Genomic DNA, 16,495 nt, shown 5'->3' on the forward strand with positions numbered 1-16,495 from the left:
TTTACGAGGGTTAAGCCTCGATTTTGCCTATGAAAAATCGGCCTTTGGTGCCGTATTAATAAATTTTATAAATACGGCAGGTTAAAAACTCCGCGTCCAAAACCACAAACAACCGCCTTTATTAACACAAAACAGAACCACAAACAATCCCGCTCTACGTTAAATAAAAATTGAATGGCAGCAGCAAACAAAAAAACCAAAATATGCCTTGTTATACATTCTCTGCAAGCTGGAGGAATGGAACGGGTGATGTCGGAGCTGGCATCGTATTTTTCCTCTAAAGCCAATGTGGAAACCCATCTGATACTATACGGTTTAAACCGAGAGATATTTTATAAGATTCCGGACAATGTAATCGTACATAAACCAAAATTTAGCTTTAACAATAAAAAGCGTTTGGTTTCTACACTAAAAACAATAGTATATCTGCGTAAAACGATATTACGAATCGCTCCTGATTCGGTGCTAAGCTTTGGGGAGTATTGGAATAATTTTGTATTACTTTCCATGTTGGGCACTAAATATCCGGTCTATGTCTCCGATAGAAGTCAGCCTGACAAAAGCTTGGGTAAGCTGCAAGATTACCTGCGAAGAAAGCTTTACCCAACCGCCAAAGGAGTGGTATTGCAGACCGAAAAAGGCAAAACTATTTTTTTAAAAAGCATTAAGCACCCTAATATTGCGGTAATCGGGAACCCTATTCGAGAATTAGGCCGGGTGGAACCCAAGCCTAAAAAGGAAAAAATAGTTATTATGGTGGGTCGGCTAATCCGAAGTAAAAATCAGGATAAGTTGATTGAAGTATTTGCCGGGATCAATGCACCGGATTGGAAACTGATGTTAGTGGGATACGACCATTTGAAACAGAAGAACATGGATAGACTTAAAATGCTGGCGAAAGATTTAGGCGTGGAAAACAGCGTAGTTTTTACGGGAAAGCACGATAAGGTAGAAGAGTTGTATAGGCAAAGTGCTATTTTTGCTTTTACTTCCAGCTCAGAGGGTTTTCCCAATGTGATTGGTGAGGCTATGTCGGCAGGACTTCCGGTGGTAGCTTTCGATTGTGTGGCAGGCCCTTCGGAAATGATTAACGATGGACAAAACGGGTTTTTGGTTCCACTCTTTGATACAACGCAATTTAAGGATAAGCTTTCCTTGTTAATGAACGACAGCAATTTACGCGAAAAGTTAGGAGCTAATGCTCGCCAAAGTATTCAACGATTTTCAAAGGATTCTATATGTGAAGAATTTTATCGGTTTATCACGAACTAATTACTAACCTCTAACCTCTAACCTCTAACCTCTAACGTCTAACTTCTAACGTCTAACCTCTAACTTCTAACTTCTAACTTCTAATGCAATAAAAAATGAACATACTAATCATAGGTTCCAAAGGATTTATTGGCCGCAATTTGGTGCGGTATTATCAACAGAACAATTACAATGTTTTTAAAGCCGATGTAGTGGTGGATTATACCGATGCCGACCGTTACTTTTTAATTGATGCCTCCAACTCCGATTACAATACGGTTTTTCATTACCAAAAATACGACTTGTGCATCAATTGTTCCGGTGCAGCCAGTGTACCCGATTCCCTAAGAAATCCGATGAGGGATTACTATTTAAATACGGTAAACGTATTTAAAATACTTACCGCCATCAACCAGTTTCAGCCGGAATGTAAGTTCATTAACCTGGGCAGTGCAGCCGTTTATGGTAATCCACAAAGCCTGCCCGTGGCCGAGCGTGCGCAGCGAGCCCCGCTTTCGCCTTACGGGTTTCATAAGTTGCAGGCAGAGCAGATATGCGAGGAGTTTTATAAGTTTTTTAATCTAAAAACCTGCTCCTTACGAATTTTCTCTGTGTACGGAAACGGGCTGCAAAAACAACTGTTTTGGGATTTGAATCAAAAGGCATTATCGGGCAATCCCATCGAATTGTTTGGAACGGGCAATGAATCAAGAGATTTTATCCATGTGTACGACTTGGCCAGAGCCATCGAATTGGTGGCTCTTTCGTCGGAATTTAAAGCAGATATTATTAATATTGGCAACGGACAGGAAGTGAAAATTAAGGATGCCGTGGCCACTTTCTTTGGTTTTTTTGAAGAGGAGATTAATTACGTATTTTCCGGTACTACCCGAAAGGGCGACCCCCTTAACTGGAAAGCCGACATAAGTAAACTAAAATCGTTTGGGTATGCACCTACAGTTAATATGAAAGAGGGTTTGAGGCAATATTATGACTGGTTGCAGGAATAATCATATTACCTTGGCTATAGACAAGGAGGCTTGTTAATTTATTTTTATTAAAAATCGTTTGTTAAACAATGACTTTTCCCAACAAAGATAGACTAAAAATTGGCCTTCTGTTCAATTTTCAACCCACATGGATGGGCGGTATTACTTACATTCTTAACCTCATCAAAACTTTTAATTATTTAAGCGAGGAGGAAAAACCCGACATCACACTTTATTATAGTGAACCCTTAAAAAAGTACATCGGTAATATTGATTATCCGCATATTACATTTGTGCCGTATCCCGAAAAAAAGATTGCAAAGGGGTATCTTATGTCGTGGTTAAAGCGGAAAAACCTATTTACCGACGAATTAATAGAGCGCGATGGTTTGGATGCTATTTATCCGGTGAGGGATTGTCCGGTAAAATCCAGAACAAAGGCCAGGGTTATTGCCTGGTATGCCGACTTACAGCACAAAATTTATCCGGAGTTTTTTACGCGTTCAACCCTGTTGCATCGAACCTTAAGACTCAATCTTATGCTGCGCAATGCCACCGACATGGTGGTGTCGAGCCGGGCAGTAAAAGACGATTTCGACCGGTTTTTTAAAATCAGAAAGCAATTGGGGTTTCATATTTATCACTTTGTATCTATAAACGACGAATTTAAGAGTCTGGACATTAACGAACTAAGGAAGAAATATGAATTGCCTGAGAAATATTTTATGGTTTCGAATCAATTTCATAAGCATAAAAATCATAAGGTGGTGTTGCTGGCATTGGCACGATTAAAAGAGCAAGGCATACACAAGCATCTGGCTTTTACAGGCAGATTTCCGTCTGCTACCGACTCGCCCTACCTTGCCGAGCTGCATCAAATAATTAACCACAATAACCTGCACAGCCAAATAAGCCTGTTGGGTATCATTCCGCGCAATGATCAGATGCAATTGATGAATCATTGTCAAGCCGTGGTACAACCCAGTCTTTTTGAAGGATGGAGTACCGTAATCGAAGATGCAAAGTCCTTGCAGGTACCCGTGATAGCAAGTGATTTAAAGGTAAATATGGAGCAGTTGGAAGATAAAGGGGAATATTTTAAACCCCATGACTACAAAGGATTGGCGAGCATGCTGGCCAATTTTCCGGATCGTAATAAAAGGGAGCAAATTTACCCCCCTCATACCGAAAGAGTAAAAGGTGCAGCCAGGGAATTATTGAACATTTTTAAGCCATAATAATTCAAGAATTTAAAAGGTAGAAAATAGATTAGAACGAATTATAATTACGAAGCAGTTGAGAGAAATCACCATCATAAATCAGGATTCAGGTTATTTAATGATTGATATTGCCAACGATTATGCGCGCAAGGGGTATCGTACCACTTTAATAGCCGGCCGGATTGTTGAACGGGATGTGCCTTTGGACAGCAGGGTGCAGATATACAAAATTATGCGTTATAACCGTTCTTCTAATTTTAAAAGGTTACTAAGCTGGTTTGTTTCTGCAGTACAGATTTGGGTATCGGTATTGTTCAGGTTTCGCAAATCGCATTTGCTTATTGTCAGCAATCCACCATTTGCTCCCCTGCTCCCCATGTTGTTGTCCAATAGCTACTCCTTGTTAATTTTCGATCTTTACCCGGATGCCTTGAGCGAGTATGGTTTTGTCAACAAAAAATCGCCCATCGTAAAGTTATGGTCGCTGGCCAACAAAAAAGTATATGCGGGAGCTACAAAAATATATACCTTGACCAATGGAATGCGACAGGCGATGAGCAGCTACATCAGTACCGAAAAAATAAACATTGTACCGCTGTGGACCAATAATTCATTTTTAAAGCCGGTGCCAAAGGGCAATAATCCCTTTATAAAGCAGCATGGTTTGCAGGATAAATTTGTGGTGTTGTACTCGGGTAATTTTGGATATACACATCAGGTAGATCTGATCATTGACTTGGCAGCCAAAATTAACCATCCTAAAATTCTATTTGTATTGGTGGGCGGAGGACGAAGCGAGGGGAAATTAAAGGAAAGGCTTGTTAAGGAGGGGATAGGCAACTGTAGGATACTGCCCTGGCAGGAAGTGGATATGTTACCTTATTCACTTTCCTCGGCCGACTTGTCGATAGTGAGCCTAAGTGAAAATGCCAGTGCTCTGGCCATACCCAGCAAAGTTTTTAATTATATGTCGGTGGGGTCGCCTATATTGGCAATAGCGGGTTCCGGATCCGACTTGGAGAGTTTGATATTGGAGAATGAGCTCGGAAAATCCTTTACTCCCGATCAGTCCGATAGAATAATTGCGTATATCAAGGAGCTGGCGGACAATAGTACTCAGTGCCACTTTTACAGCAACAATGCACTAAAGACGAGTGAAAAGCATACCGCACAAAATGTTGAACTAATAACACAATTTGATGTATAAATTAATTTTTAAACCGCTTATCGATTTTTTCCTGGCACTGATTGCAGCTATTTTATTGATACCGGTTTTTATAGCAGTTGGTATAGCCATAAAACTCGAATCGAAAGGACCGGCCGTATTTAAACAAGCCCGTTTGGGCAAAAACGGTAAAATATTTACGGTATATAAGTTTAGGTCGATGGTGAGCGATCAAAGCCGGATAAAAAAAAGCAGTACGGTTTACGAAAACGATCCCAGAATTACACAGGTGGGTGCTTTTATACGCAAAACCAGTATAGACGAATTGCCACAGGTGTTTAATATTCTGAAAGGGGAAATGAGTTTTATCGGCCCCAGACCTCCGGTGCCACATTATCCTAAAAAATACAGTGATTACAACGAATTTGAAAAACAACGTTTTAGCGTTAAGCCCGGAATTAGTGGCCTGGCACAAATACGATGTCGCGAAATTCACGATTGGGACATTAACATACCCATTGATGTGGAATATGTAAATAACTATTCGTTTACCTACGATGCCAAACTGTTTTTTGCCTCTTTTTTTACATTTTTTAAACACGATAATATTTATACGAAAGAGTAATCAGTAAACAGTTGGAGCGAAGCGACATCCCGTCACCTTATTATTATTTATTTTTTGACGGGAAAACAGTGAACGGTAATCAGTGAACAGTAATCAGTTGGACCCTTGTCTGTTGACAAACAGGGAAGAGGCAGCGTCCAGGATAGGACATCATAAACTAACTATATGCGAAATACAGCTCCCCTCCTTTGTAAGGAGAACCTGTTCTGAACTTGCATTCGGGAGGTGGGTGATATGGAGGCACGAAATACCGGACGGGGTGCTTGTAAGGCTTTTACATTTAGGATGATATTATGAAAAGACAGAAATACAACCGTCAAACCATAAACCGAAAACCGTCAAACCAAATTGCAACATGAACCAAAAAACAATAGCCATTCATCAGCCCAATTACCTGCCTTGGTTGGGTTATTTTTATAAGATCTATCAATCCGATGTGTTTGTATTGTTAGATGACGTGCAGTTTTCAAACAAAGGAATGCACAATTACACCTACCTAAAAACATCCAACGGGCCGTTCCGGCTAAAGTACCCTGTAAATCAGAATTTTGGTGACCAAATAAAGCAAGTATCATCAAAAGATCAAATCAATTGGAAAAAGAAACATCTCGACACGGTAGCTGTTAACTATAAAAAAGCACCCAATTTTGAAGAGGTGTTTGAAGATTATAAAATAATATTAGAACAGCAATACAAGGATATAGTGGACTTAAATGCTGCTTTTATTTTATTTTACACAAAAAAAATGGGTATCGATACCGAGTTTGTGCGCTCCTCGGAGCTAAATATTGCATCGACTCGAACGGAAAAAATAATTGATATTTGTAAGGCATTGGACGGTACGGTGTATTATTCCGGCACAGGAGCTAAAGCTTATCAAACCAGTGAGGATTTTGATTCGCAGGGAATCGAATTGAGATACTCCCAATTTAACCCGGTGGAATATCCCCAGCTCTGGGATGGATTTCAATCCAATGTATCGGCATTGGATTATTTTATGAATTGTGGCTACGATTTTAAAACCATACGCGATAAACAGGAACAGAAATGAAGGAAATTGGCAGTTTTATTGGTCTCGACCTGGAAGGTACGCACGAATATTATAACAACGAACTCGATATGGCGCGTTTAAATTCTGCCAGATCGGGTATTTACCACGCCTGTGGATTGTACGGCTATCATACCGTTTACCTGCCCTACTATCTGTGCCCGAGCGTAAACAAGTATTTGACCGATCACGGCATCAAGACCATCAAATATCATATTAATGCGCATTTTGAACCAATTGATGTAAAACAGGAAGACAATAGTGCCTTTGTTATTGTGAATTACTTCGGCATACTTAGCCACAGTAAAATGAAAGCAATCGCCGGCAAGTTTCGTAACGTTATCGTGGATAACTCTGCAGCTTTTTATGCCCAACCGGTAGAGGACTGTTACAGCGTTTATTCGCCACGTAAATTTTTTGGGGTGCCCGATGGGTGCTATGTTATCGGACAATATGCCTCAAAAGGTATGGATGCCTACGCCCAGGATAGATCGGCAGGCACCTCCTCATTTTTATTTGCTACCATAGAGCAGGGCACCAACCTTACTTACAGCGAGCGAATGAAAAATGAGGAGCGTATCGACAAATCCGGGCCCTTACGTATGTCGGCACTTACGCAATGTTTACTCAAAAATGTTAACTATCCCAGGATAGCGGCTAAGCGAAAGGAGAATTTTAAGTATGCCCATTTTCATTTTAGCAAAATAAACCAGCTCGATCCTTTGCAATCCTTCGACGATACTTGTGTTCCCATGGTATACCCCCTGCTTATAGAAAAAGAAGATCTCGATAAAAAATTAAGAGAAAAAAAGGTGTATGTGGGTAGGCTCTGGACAAGCGTGTTGCAGCAGGTTGACCCCGATACTTTTGAAGCCCGCATGTCGAAATATATGGTGCCGCTGCCCATTGACCAACGGTATGGACGTAGTGAGATAAATTGCATGCACCAATACGTAATGGATGTATTGACTTAATTTTTATAAGCGCTTTAGAATTAACATAGTCCTAAACTTTAATTCCTTAGGCAACTGCCTGTAAACATTAAATTTTATAAGCAATTATTAAACGTACCTAACAATGAAAGAAGGGATACCCGTAAAGCAAAACACAATATTAAAGAGGAAGATAGTAGTTACGGATAAACTAAAAATAACTGTGCATCCAATTACTGCGATAGATCAAAAGGAGTGGAATCATTTTTTAAATAACACATCAGAATCTACTTTTTTTTGTACAACGGATTGGTGGAATACTTTCAAAGGATCTTTTCTATTGCAAATACGTGATGCAGAGGGCAAATTGGTGGGGGGAGTGCCTTTTCGAACTTTAACAGTGCTACCCATTGTAGGTAAATATTTTAAGTTTGCCTGGTTAGATTCGTCGGTATTGGTGCATCGGGAAAAAGAAGAAAAAGAAAAGGTAAGCATAAAAAAAAAGGTGTTTCTATTTTTAGCGGATTATCTGAAGCACAAGGGGGCTATCGTTATGTTTGTTTCCACCAAAACCCGTTCCTTCGATAAAGAGCTTTACCAAGAATTGTTTCATGGATTTGAAAAATGTGCCACATTTATGAACGACCTCACCCCCGACGAAGATCAAATGTATAAATCGTTTGCTAAGGGAAAAAGATATGCCATCCGTAGAGGGCGTAAATCGGAGGTCAATATCGAAATTTACAAGGGTAGATCAGGGCTTTCTAAGATAGAGGATTATTGCCAGTTACAAAACAAATTGTTTGAGCACAAAAGCGATTCGTATTCCGACATTTATTTTAAAACCCAACAACATCTTAAATCTATCTTGTCATCCGAAAATGCATATATTGGCATGGCTTACCATAAGGGTCAGCCGGCAGCCGGAATTGTTAATGTGAGTCATAAAAATGTGATGTTTGGATATTTGGGAGCATCTGACAACGAGTTAAACAGAGCAACTGATGCCTCTACCCTTCTGGAGTTTGAGATGATGAAGTATGCAAAACAACAAGGTTTTGCCCAATACGATTTTGGAGGTACGCCCGTTGAAGATCCAGAAAAATCGGATCCGCTGTACGGAGTGCATATGTACAAAAAAGGGTATAACGGAGAGCATCAACAGTTCGATTGCACTACTTTTGTTCTCCGCAGTCACAGGTATCGTTTTGTTTGGTGGCTCCGTAAGTTTGAAACCAATCCAATGGTTCAAAAGATTTATAAAACGCTTAAAAATTATAGTAGATAATATAATAACATCTGGTAAGTGAACAACATACACATCAGCATCCACCCTTTAAATAAGATAGACGAGGGTGAGTGGATCAGTTTTTTAAACAAAAACTCGGAATCTACATTTTTTTGCACCCTCGATTGGTGGAAGACATTCGAACATGCATTTATATTGCAATTACGTAATGATGAGGGTATACTGCTGGGCGGAGTGCCATTTCGTATCTTATCGGTGATGCCCTTAGCACAAAAATATTTTCAAAGTGCCTGGCTCGATTCATCCGTATTGGTGCACGATGGGGTGGAAGAAGGGCAAAAGTTAAAGCTGAAAAAGAAGGCAATAGAATTTTTGCTGGTTTACCTGAAAAAAATGCATGTAATAAACATGACCATCTCTTCCAAAACCAGATCGTACGACGCTGAGCTGTTTAAAGAGGTATTCGGGGAGAGTGAAAAATGCGCCACATTTATCGTCGATCTAAATAAGAATGAGGAAGCTATTTTTAGAGCATTCTCGAAAGGCAGGAAAAGTGCAGTAAAAAAAGCGGAAAAAATGGGGGTTGAAGTAAAAATATTAAAAGGAGAATCCGGATTTGCGCTTATCCCGGATTACTGCTTCCTCGAAAATAAACTATTTGCAAACAAGCGGCAATCCTACTCTAATATTTATTTTAAATCAGAAGGGTATTTAAAAACATTATTGTCTTCGGATAATACCTATGTGGCCATGGCCTATTATAACGATAAGCCGGTGGCAGGTAGTATAATCGTAGCGCACCAAAAAAGCTTGTATTATTATTTGGGTGCTTCGGATATAGAATTAAACAGGGTAACCAATGCGTCCTCCCTCTTGATGTATGAGAACATAAAGTTTGGAAAAGAAAAGGGTTATCAAGCATTCGATATGGGGGGTATCCCGATTAAAGAGCCCGATATGTCGGACAGCCTGTACGGCGTATATAAGTTTAAAAAAGATTTTGGAGGCGAGCGTCAAGCGTATCATTGTGCGGGTTATACACTCCATCCGGGGCGTTATCATTTCCTATGGAAACTGAGGAAGTACGAATCGAACCGGCTGGCACAAAGGGCTTATAAGATGTTAAAAGGCAGTAAGGGAATCTAAGTGCTTGATAAAAAAGTTTGAGTTTAAAACAAAATTAACATATCTATGAAAAAGAACATACTGATCTTAGCCCCACACCCCGATGATGAAGTGTTGGGCTGTGGGGGATTCATTAAAAAGAAATCGCAACAAGGGCATCGTGTTTACGTGCTGGTGGCTACACGCGGATCGGCAAAACGTTATAGTGAAGAACGTGTGGCCAATGTGCGCAGGGAAGCCCTGGATGCACATGCACTGCTGGGTGTAAGCGAAACCGTTTTTTTGGATTTTCCGGCTCCCGATCTCGATCTGGTGTCAAAGGCCGATATGTCGGGCGAGATAGCCCATGTGTTGAAGAAGTTTGAGATAGAAGAATTATTTTTACCCCACCGGGGCGACATACACCACGACCATCAGGCTGTTTTTAACGCCGGTCTGGTTGCTGCACGGCCTGTGCACGGCAACACAGTGAAGCGTATTTATGCCTACGAAACGCTCTCCGAAACTGAATGGGCAGCTCCCTTTGCGGCTGATGTTTTTATACCTAATTATTTTGAGGAGGTTAGCGATACTTTTGCAGCTAAATTAGAAGCTATGAAGTTGTTTAAAAGCCAGCTTCGCGAATTTCCAAACTCCCGCTCGCTTCAAGCCATAGAGGCCTTGGCCAAATTTCGAGGGTGCACGGTTGGCTTCGATCGTGCCGAAGCTTTTATGGTTATTCGCGTAATAGAAAGTTGATTTGGTGTAAAATATTAGAGCAATATTTGTTAATAGATATTAAAAACGAGCAAATTTTTTTATATTCGGTTAACAATCTATTACACGGAAATCATATAATTGAAAACGCCCACTAAATTTTAATGAGATGAAAGATAAATTTATTACAGCCCTGGCTGAAGCATTAGAAATGGACGAGTCGGACGTAAAAATGGCCGATAAATTCAGAGATTACGAAAGTTACGATTCCTTAGCCGAACTGTCGGTGCTGGCAATGCTCGATTCGGATTTTGAGGTCGAAATTGAAATGGACGAATACAACAAATACCAAACTGTTGAGGAGCTTTATAAACGTATTTCTACTAAATAGTAGCTATAAAAAAGCCAAAAACGGCGTTACGCTTGTCAGGAAAATTACGCATCCTGTAGGTGCTTTTTGTTGAGTTTAAAATAAAAACTTTACAAAAACGATAAGGGCACGCCGTTTTACCTGTGTTCACAAGCCTCTGCTAAGGCGGAACAGGTTTTGTCGTTGGCGTTTTTTATCGGGCAACACAAAAACATCCGAGTTTTCTTTGAAGTACTAACCAGTAAAACCAAACAATATGGGACTGTTTAAATTTACCAACATAGGCATTTCGGGCATATCCGCAGCGGTACCTAAAAATGTGATAGATAATTACGAATACGATGTGGTTTTTCCGAAGGAGGAACTGAAAGAGGTGGTGGACAAGATAGGAGTAAAGGAACGTCGGTTTGCCGACAAGGATACCTGTGCTTCTGATTTATGCTATGCGGCTGCTCAGAATCTTCTTGAGGATATGAAGGTAAGTCGGGAAGAAATAGACCTGCTGCTTTTTATATCGCAAACACCCGATTACCGGATGCCGGCCACGTCCATTATTCTTCAGCACAAATTAGGCTTATCCAGATCTGCTATTGCCTTTGATATAAGCTTGGGCTGCTCGGCTTTTTTGTACGGACTCTCTGTGGCTTATTCCATGATCAGTTCGGGAGCGGTACGAAAAGCGCTGGTGCTGGATGGAGAAACCAGATCTAAGGTGTATTCGGCAAAAGATCGTAAAACAGCCTTTTTGTTTGGTGATGCCGGAGTAGCCGCATTAATTGAAAAAGACGAGAAGTTCGGTACAAGCTGGTTCTCACTGAATTCTGACGGGGAAAGGGAATCGCTCATTAAGATTCCGGCCGGGGGATATCGCAACATGACAAGCGCAGAAACACTCAAGGAAAAGGTGGTGGACGAATATGGAAATATGCGATCGGATGAACAGGGTTACATGAACGGTGCCGACGTATTCAACTTTGTGCTGCGCGAAGTGCCCAAGGATTTTAAGCGGCTTGTAGAATACGCCGGTGTAGATATTTCGACAGTAGATCATTTTGTGTTTCATCAGGCCAATAAATACATCAACGGACTGGTGGCCAGAAAGCTAAAGTTGCCTGCCGACAAAATACCTTCTACCATTGAGCAGTATGGTAACACTTCCTCTGTATCTATTCCATTGACCATCGTGTCGAAGTTAAAAAACAAGCTAAACCAACCTACGCGATTGCTCCTTTGCGGTTTTGGTGTAGGGTTGTCCTGGGGAACAACCATCATTAATGTGGAGGATTGTTATGTGGGCGATGTGTTGGAAGTATAAAGGGGTATATTAGCATAAAGTATATGGCGCTTAGTGGTGTCATGCGTCCTTTTATTCCGAAGAAAAAGACGAGTGGTGAATAGAATGTGCTGAATTTAAAATGGTAATTGTTAACCGGTAGGCCGTGAAACGATAGATTTGCACCTTGTGACCCGTAATCCAAATAAATTATATGCCTGAAAATCCGTTTAACCTAAACAATAAAGTAATCATCATAACCGGTGCCTCATCCGGCATTGGAAGGCAATGTGCGATATCCTGCAGCGCAATGGGTGCCAGGGTGATGTTGTTCGGGAGGGATGCCCAGCGCCTGGACGAAACATTGCAGGCCATGGTAGATGTCAGTAAACACGAAACCTTTGCCGTGGATCTATGCGAGTACAAGCAAACGGCAAGCATCGTAAAAGATATCAGTACACGGATAGGTCGTATAAGTGGCCTTATCAATTGTGCCGGCATATCTACCACACTGCCCATAAATGCTGTTTCGGCCGATAAGATGGAAGCTTTTTTTAAAACCAATGTACTGGCCGGTATAAACCTAAGCAAGCAGGTGGTTGCTGCCTCCAACTTCTCGCAACAGGGAGGCAGTGTTATTTTTATTAGTTCGGTGATGGGTGTGGTTGGTGCCAAAGGAAAAACATTGTATTCCATGACCAAAGGTGCACTGATTTCTGCCACCAAATCATTGGCGGTGGAGCTGGCTGCTAAGCATATTAGGGTTAACGCCGTGTCGCCAGGTGTAGTGCATACCCCTATGTCAAAATCAGCTATTTATTCCCGAAATAAAGAAGCCCTCGACGTTGTTACAAAGCAACATCCTTTGGGCTTAGGCAAACCCGAAGATGTGGCCAATGCCTGCATGTTTCTCTTGTCCGATGCTTCGCGCTGGATTACCGGTACCAACTTGGTGGTAGACGGAGGCTACCTGGCTAAATAAAATAATTCCCCTATAACATGTGAATTGCCTGTTGGGCTGTCGGCGGTTTTTTTGCCTAAAAAAAGCAGGAGCTCCTCCGGCTTTAGGAGGGTGAAGAGGGTGAAATAAGTAAAAAGGTTTCAAGTGATTGATTACGCTGATAATTCAGCCCTACCCGTTCTCCGTTCCCCTGTCGCCGAAGCTTTCTCCGACGGGTATAGCCTTACGCCAATGCTTAAGCGCAGGAGTTTGGCAAAGAACTTTGTATAGGAGCAAGGGCTTTTGTTGCTCCGGGAAACCATTAGGCGCTTAATGGTAACTATCTCAGCATGTCGTTTGAAAGGTAGGCATAAAGAACACAATGAAGGCACCACAGTCACGAAGAAATTAAAAAATAACCGTACAGGCACGAATAACGCAAAGGTACTTTGTGTACCCAGTATCTTTGGGGTAAACAAGTAGCCATGGCGCGAAATATTATCAAAACAGAATTATTTTATTACTTATGACAGAGCTTATCATTATTGGAGCAGGAGGACATGCTGCCGAGTTAAACGAATACATAAATTATGCACCCTGCCAATCGGAAGCACAACAAATTAAAATCAAAGGTTTTTTAGATGATAATGCCAAAAGTTATGAAGCCTATCAGTTTACAGCTCCTTATTTGGGTAGTATAAATGAGCATATAATAGCCAAAGATACTTGTTATTTAATGGCTATTGCCAACCTAAAATACCGAAGACCTATTATTGAGCGTTTTTTGGCAAAAGGTGCTAAATTCATCTCCTTCATACATAAAACCGCTCTTGTATCGCCGTCGGCAGTTATTGGTGAAGGATCGATCATTGGCCCCAATGTAAACCTTGGCCCTAATGTGAAAATTGGGGAGTTCAATCTGATTAATTCCCGATGCAGCCTGGGACACGACACCCGGGTAGGCAACTTTAATTTTATCAGTCCTAATGTGTGTTTCTCCGGATTTACCACTATCGGCCACGAAAATTTGTTCGGAATAAATAGTGTTACCATACCTCAAATAACTATCGGTAACAACAATAAGATAGCTGCGGGTATGGTTATAGATCAAAACGTAAAAGACGATAGCACCGTGTTTTATCGTTTTAAGGAAAAAGTAATTGCTGTACCTAAAAAATGATTCATCCATAGTTGCCCATCTGCTAAATTATTCGTACCCAAACATGAAGAGATTCATCATCAATATTTTTTTAATTACCCTATTGGTAGCCATTGTAAATGGTCTTTACCTTGCACTACTTTATTATGGCGATATTACTTTTATTAAACGTCACGAGTCATTGCATTTTACCGATCCTGATTTTGAACTTTTGGTGATGGGCAATAGCTTGGCTACTGATGCCTTTGATACGGGATGGCTTAGCGAACAGGGATTGAGTTCATATAATATGGCTATACCCGGTAGTTCCATAAAAACCAATTGTTTTCAATTAAACGAATATTTGTCAAATTACGAATCAAAGCCAAAGTATGTTATATTAGGGTTGGGTACATATACCGGATCTTTTGAGGATGAAACAATCCATCCCATCGTTGAATTTACATCTGTAGGTTACCGTTATTCAATTGATGATTTACCCATGATAAAATTTAGGTGGTTGGCTATAGAGATGCTCAAGAAAATGGTGAGCAGTTTGGAGCGCAATGTTAAGTTATCTTATGGCCAGTTTAAATTTCAAAAAGTTCAACCAGACAATACGGTTTATGGCGAAAACTATTTTGAAATGGACAGATACCTGAAGTCAAAATACATCCAAAAAATAGCGGCCGTTTGTAAGGTGAATAAAATTAAATTGATATTAATTGAGATGCCTGGATTTAAGGAGGTTCAAAATAAAAATGAAATGGGGCCGTATTCTTTAAACTTTCCAGACGGCTCTGTCGGAATTTTATACAATTTAAATAATGTGGAATTTGGCAAGTTATTCGATGCGAAAAAGCATTGGATAGGAAATTCGCATTTGAATGAGTATGGAGCCGTAAGGCTTACTGAGGAAATGTATCAAATTATTTTTAAGAACAAATAGATATTTCTATTTCGGCAAAAGAATGAACTCGTAACTAATTGCCCAAGATTCGTCGAAAAACACATTCATAACGTATGCTTTTTAACACCATTGACTTTGCTGTATTTTTACCAGTTGTTTTTTTATTGTATTGGTTTGTTGTCAATAAAAATTTAAGAAATCAAAACCTTTTGATTGTTGTGGCCAGCTATGTATTTTACGGTTGGTGGGATTGGCGGTTTTTGTCTTTAATTATATTTAGCACCCTTGTTGATTTTTCCGTTGGTAGAAGGCTCGCCGTTGAAGAAAATAAAGCTAATCGGAAATGGCTGTTGTGGACTAGTATTTTAGTAAACCTGGGATTTCTCGGCTTTTTTAAATACTACAATTTCTTCCTCGATAACTTTATTACCGCATTTTCGTTCTTCGGAAAAGAGATACAGGCCAATTCGCTGAATATTATCTTGCCCGTAGGCATTAGTTTTTATACCTTCCAAACCCTTAGCTACACCATTGATGTGTATAAACGTAAATTGCAAGCCACGAATGATCTTGTAGCTTTTTCGGCCTTTGTGAGCTTTTTTCCGCAGTTGGTGGCCGGGCCAATTGAAAGGGCAACGCAGCTGCTGCCGCAGTTTTACAGCAAGCGAAACTTTGATTATGCCAAGGCGGCCGATGGAATGCGGCAAATCTTGTGGGGCTTGTTTAAGAAGGTGGTGGTGGCCGATAACTGTGCCGAGTTGGCTAATCAAATATTTAATAACTCTGCCGACTATTCTGGCAGTACCCTCTTTTTGGGTGCATTGTTTTTTACATTTCAAATTTATGGCGACTTTTCGGGTTACTCGGATATCGCCATCGGCACTGCACGACTTTTTGGTTTTAACCTGATGCAAAATTTTAATTTTCCGTATTTTTCACGTGATATAGCTGAGTTTTGGCGACGCTGGCACATATCGCTATCTACTTGGTTTCGAGATTATTTATATATTCCACTCGGGGGGAGTCGTGGCGGTACCTGGATGAAAGTACGAAATACCTTTATTATATTTGTGGTGAGCGGGTTTTGGCATGGTGCCAACTGGACTTTTATTATTTGGGGTGCATTAAATGCCATCTATTTTTTGCCACTTTTGCTAACAAAAAAGAACAGAAGCAATATAGACATTGTTGCTAAAGGTAAGCACCTACCTAATTTAAGGGATTTTTTTAGTATGATGGTAACTTTTCTACTCACCGTGCTGGCTTGGATTTTCTTTAGGGCCGACAATGTGGGGCATGCTTTAAATTATATTACAACAGTTTTATCCGCATCCCTTTTTACAATGCCCCACTTGTTTGATGTATATTCAACCCTAATTGTTGGTTTTATGGTTATGGTTTTAGTGATTGTAGAATGGCTCGGTCGCGAAGGGGAGTATGGTATAGCTAATTTATTTACAGGTTGGAGTCGTCCCTTGCGTTGGAGTGTTTACTTAACTATTATATCAGTTATATTCCTGTTGGGTGGCAAGGAGCAGGAATTTATTTATTTTCAATTTTAACA

16 protein-coding genes are annotated in these 16,495 nt (G+C 40.4%); all 16 read left to right on the plus strand.

What is annotated here, in order from left to right:
• The first annotated feature begins 174 nt into the window (after positions 1-174).
• The 16 genes from FN809_RS04830 (at position 175) to FN809_RS04905 (ending at position 16,493) form a co-directional block, all read left to right on the plus strand.
• Positions 175-1,272 (plus strand): glycosyltransferase family 4 protein, encoded by a 1,098-nt coding sequence (locus tag FN809_RS04830; protein WP_142532367.1) that lies wholly within the window; start codon positions 175-177, stop codon positions 1,270-1,272.
• 95 nt (positions 1,273-1,367) lie between these two features.
• Entirely contained in the window at positions 1,368-2,261 is an 894-nt protein-coding gene (locus FN809_RS04835; protein WP_142532368.1) for an NAD-dependent epimerase/dehydratase family protein, read from the plus strand.
• A 68-nt stretch (positions 2,262-2,329) separates the two neighbouring features.
• Positions 2,330-3,478, plus strand: a complete 1,149-nt coding sequence (locus FN809_RS04840; protein ID WP_142532369.1) for a glycosyltransferase family 4 protein — start codon at positions 2,330-2,332, stop codon at positions 3,476-3,478.
• Between the two features lie 58 nt (positions 3,479-3,536).
• Complete coding sequence (locus FN809_RS04845; RefSeq protein WP_142532370.1) at positions 3,537-4,667, plus strand: glycosyltransferase family 4 protein; 1,131 nt, start codon at positions 3,537-3,539, stop codon at positions 4,665-4,667.
• Positions 4,660-5,250: a sugar transferase gene (locus tag FN809_RS04850; RefSeq protein WP_142532371.1), complete on the plus strand. Its 591-nt coding sequence runs from the start codon at positions 4,660-4,662 to the stop codon at positions 5,248-5,250. Before FN809_RS04845 ends, FN809_RS04850 begins: the two co-directional genes overlap by 8 nt.
• 355 nt (positions 5,251-5,605) lie before the next feature.
• Positions 5,606-6,301, plus strand: coding sequence for a WbqC family protein (locus FN809_RS04855; protein WP_142532372.1), 696 nt, complete (start codon positions 5,606-5,608; stop codon positions 6,299-6,301).
• Complete coding sequence (locus FN809_RS04860; RefSeq protein ID WP_142532373.1) at positions 6,298-7,272, plus strand: hypothetical protein; 975 nt, start codon at positions 6,298-6,300, stop codon at positions 7,270-7,272. Before FN809_RS04855 ends, FN809_RS04860 begins: the two co-directional genes overlap by 4 nt.
• Positions 7,273-7,375: 103 nt before the next feature.
• Positions 7,376-8,518: a lipid II:glycine glycyltransferase FemX gene (locus FN809_RS04865; protein WP_142532374.1), complete on the plus strand. Its 1,143-nt coding sequence runs from the start codon at positions 7,376-7,378 to the stop codon at positions 8,516-8,518.
• A gap of 18 nt (positions 8,519-8,536) precedes the next feature.
• Positions 8,537-9,625, plus strand: a complete 1,089-nt coding sequence (locus tag FN809_RS04870; RefSeq protein ID WP_142532375.1) for a lipid II:glycine glycyltransferase FemX — start codon at positions 8,537-8,539, stop codon at positions 9,623-9,625.
• 45 nt (positions 9,626-9,670) lie between these two features.
• Entirely contained in the window at positions 9,671-10,342 is a 672-nt protein-coding gene (locus FN809_RS04875; RefSeq protein WP_142532376.1) for a PIG-L deacetylase family protein, read from the plus strand.
• 127 nt (positions 10,343-10,469) lie between these two features.
• Positions 10,470-10,691 (plus strand): acyl carrier protein, encoded by a 222-nt coding sequence (locus FN809_RS04880; RefSeq protein ID WP_142532377.1) that lies wholly within the window; start codon positions 10,470-10,472, stop codon positions 10,689-10,691.
• 235 nt (positions 10,692-10,926) lie between these two features.
• On the plus strand, positions 10,927-11,985 hold the full coding sequence (locus tag FN809_RS04885) for a ketoacyl-ACP synthase III (RefSeq protein ID WP_142532378.1): 1,059 nt from the start codon (positions 10,927-10,929) through the stop codon (positions 11,983-11,985).
• Between the two features lie 172 nt (positions 11,986-12,157).
• A complete protein-coding gene (locus FN809_RS04890) occupies positions 12,158-12,925 on the plus strand; it encodes an SDR family NAD(P)-dependent oxidoreductase (protein WP_142532379.1) in 768 nt (255 codons plus the stop codon).
• Positions 12,926-13,409: 484 nt separating this feature from the next.
• A complete protein-coding gene (locus FN809_RS04895; RefSeq protein WP_142532380.1) occupies positions 13,410-14,063 on the plus strand; it encodes an acetyltransferase in 654 nt (217 codons plus the stop codon).
• A gap of 43 nt (positions 14,064-14,106) precedes the next feature.
• Positions 14,107-14,970 (plus strand): hypothetical protein, encoded by an 864-nt coding sequence (locus FN809_RS04900; RefSeq protein WP_142532381.1) that lies wholly within the window; start codon positions 14,107-14,109, stop codon positions 14,968-14,970.
• A 74-nt stretch (positions 14,971-15,044) separates the two neighbouring features.
• On the plus strand, positions 15,045-16,493 hold the full coding sequence (locus FN809_RS04905; protein WP_142532382.1) for an MBOAT family O-acyltransferase: 1,449 nt from the start codon (positions 15,045-15,047) through the stop codon (positions 16,491-16,493).
• Positions 16,494-16,495 lie beyond the last annotated feature (2 nt).

Source organism: Saccharicrinis carchari, assembly GCF_900182605.1.
Taxonomy (GTDB): domain Bacteria; phylum Bacteroidota; class Bacteroidia; order Bacteroidales; family Marinilabiliaceae; genus Saccharicrinis; species Saccharicrinis carchari.

Excerpts from the sequence above, each read along its gene's own strand:
- FN809_RS04905 (WP_142532382.1), top strand. The coding sequence starts at position 15,045 with ATGCTTTTTAACACCATTGACTTTGCTGTATTTTTACCAGTTGTTTTT.
- FN809_RS04880 (WP_142532377.1), top strand. The coding sequence starts at position 10,470 with ATGAAAGATAAATTTATTACAGCCCTGGCTGAAGCATTAGAAATGGAC.
- FN809_RS04900 (WP_142532381.1), top strand. The coding sequence starts at position 14,107 with ATGAAGAGATTCATCATCAATATTTTTTTAATTACCCTATTGGTAGCC.
- FN809_RS04865 (WP_142532374.1), top strand. The coding sequence starts at position 7,376 with ATGAAAGAAGGGATACCCGTAAAGCAAAACACAATATTAAAGAGGAAG.
- FN809_RS04895 (WP_142532380.1), top strand. The coding sequence starts at position 13,410 with ATGACAGAGCTTATCATTATTGGAGCAGGAGGACATGCTGCCGAGTTA.
- FN809_RS04835 (WP_142532368.1), top strand. The coding sequence starts at position 1,368 with ATGAACATACTAATCATAGGTTCCAAAGGATTTATTGGCCGCAATTTG.
- FN809_RS04890 (WP_142532379.1), top strand. The coding sequence starts at position 12,158 with ATGCCTGAAAATCCGTTTAACCTAAACAATAAAGTAATCATCATAACC.
- FN809_RS04885 (WP_142532378.1), top strand. The coding sequence starts at position 10,927 with ATGGGACTGTTTAAATTTACCAACATAGGCATTTCGGGCATATCCGCA.
- FN809_RS04860 (WP_142532373.1), top strand. The coding sequence starts at position 6,298 with ATGAAGGAAATTGGCAGTTTTATTGGTCTCGACCTGGAAGGTACGCAC.
- FN809_RS04855 (WP_142532372.1), top strand. The coding sequence starts at position 5,606 with ATGAACCAAAAAACAATAGCCATTCATCAGCCCAATTACCTGCCTTGG.
- FN809_RS04840 (WP_142532369.1), top strand. The coding sequence starts at position 2,330 with ATGACTTTTCCCAACAAAGATAGACTAAAAATTGGCCTTCTGTTCAAT.
- FN809_RS04875 (WP_142532376.1), top strand. The coding sequence starts at position 9,671 with ATGAAAAAGAACATACTGATCTTAGCCCCACACCCCGATGATGAAGTG.
- FN809_RS04850 (WP_142532371.1), top strand. The coding sequence starts at position 4,660 with ATGTATAAATTAATTTTTAAACCGCTTATCGATTTTTTCCTGGCACTG.
- FN809_RS04830 (WP_142532367.1), top strand. The coding sequence starts at position 175 with ATGGCAGCAGCAAACAAAAAAACCAAAATATGCCTTGTTATACATTCT.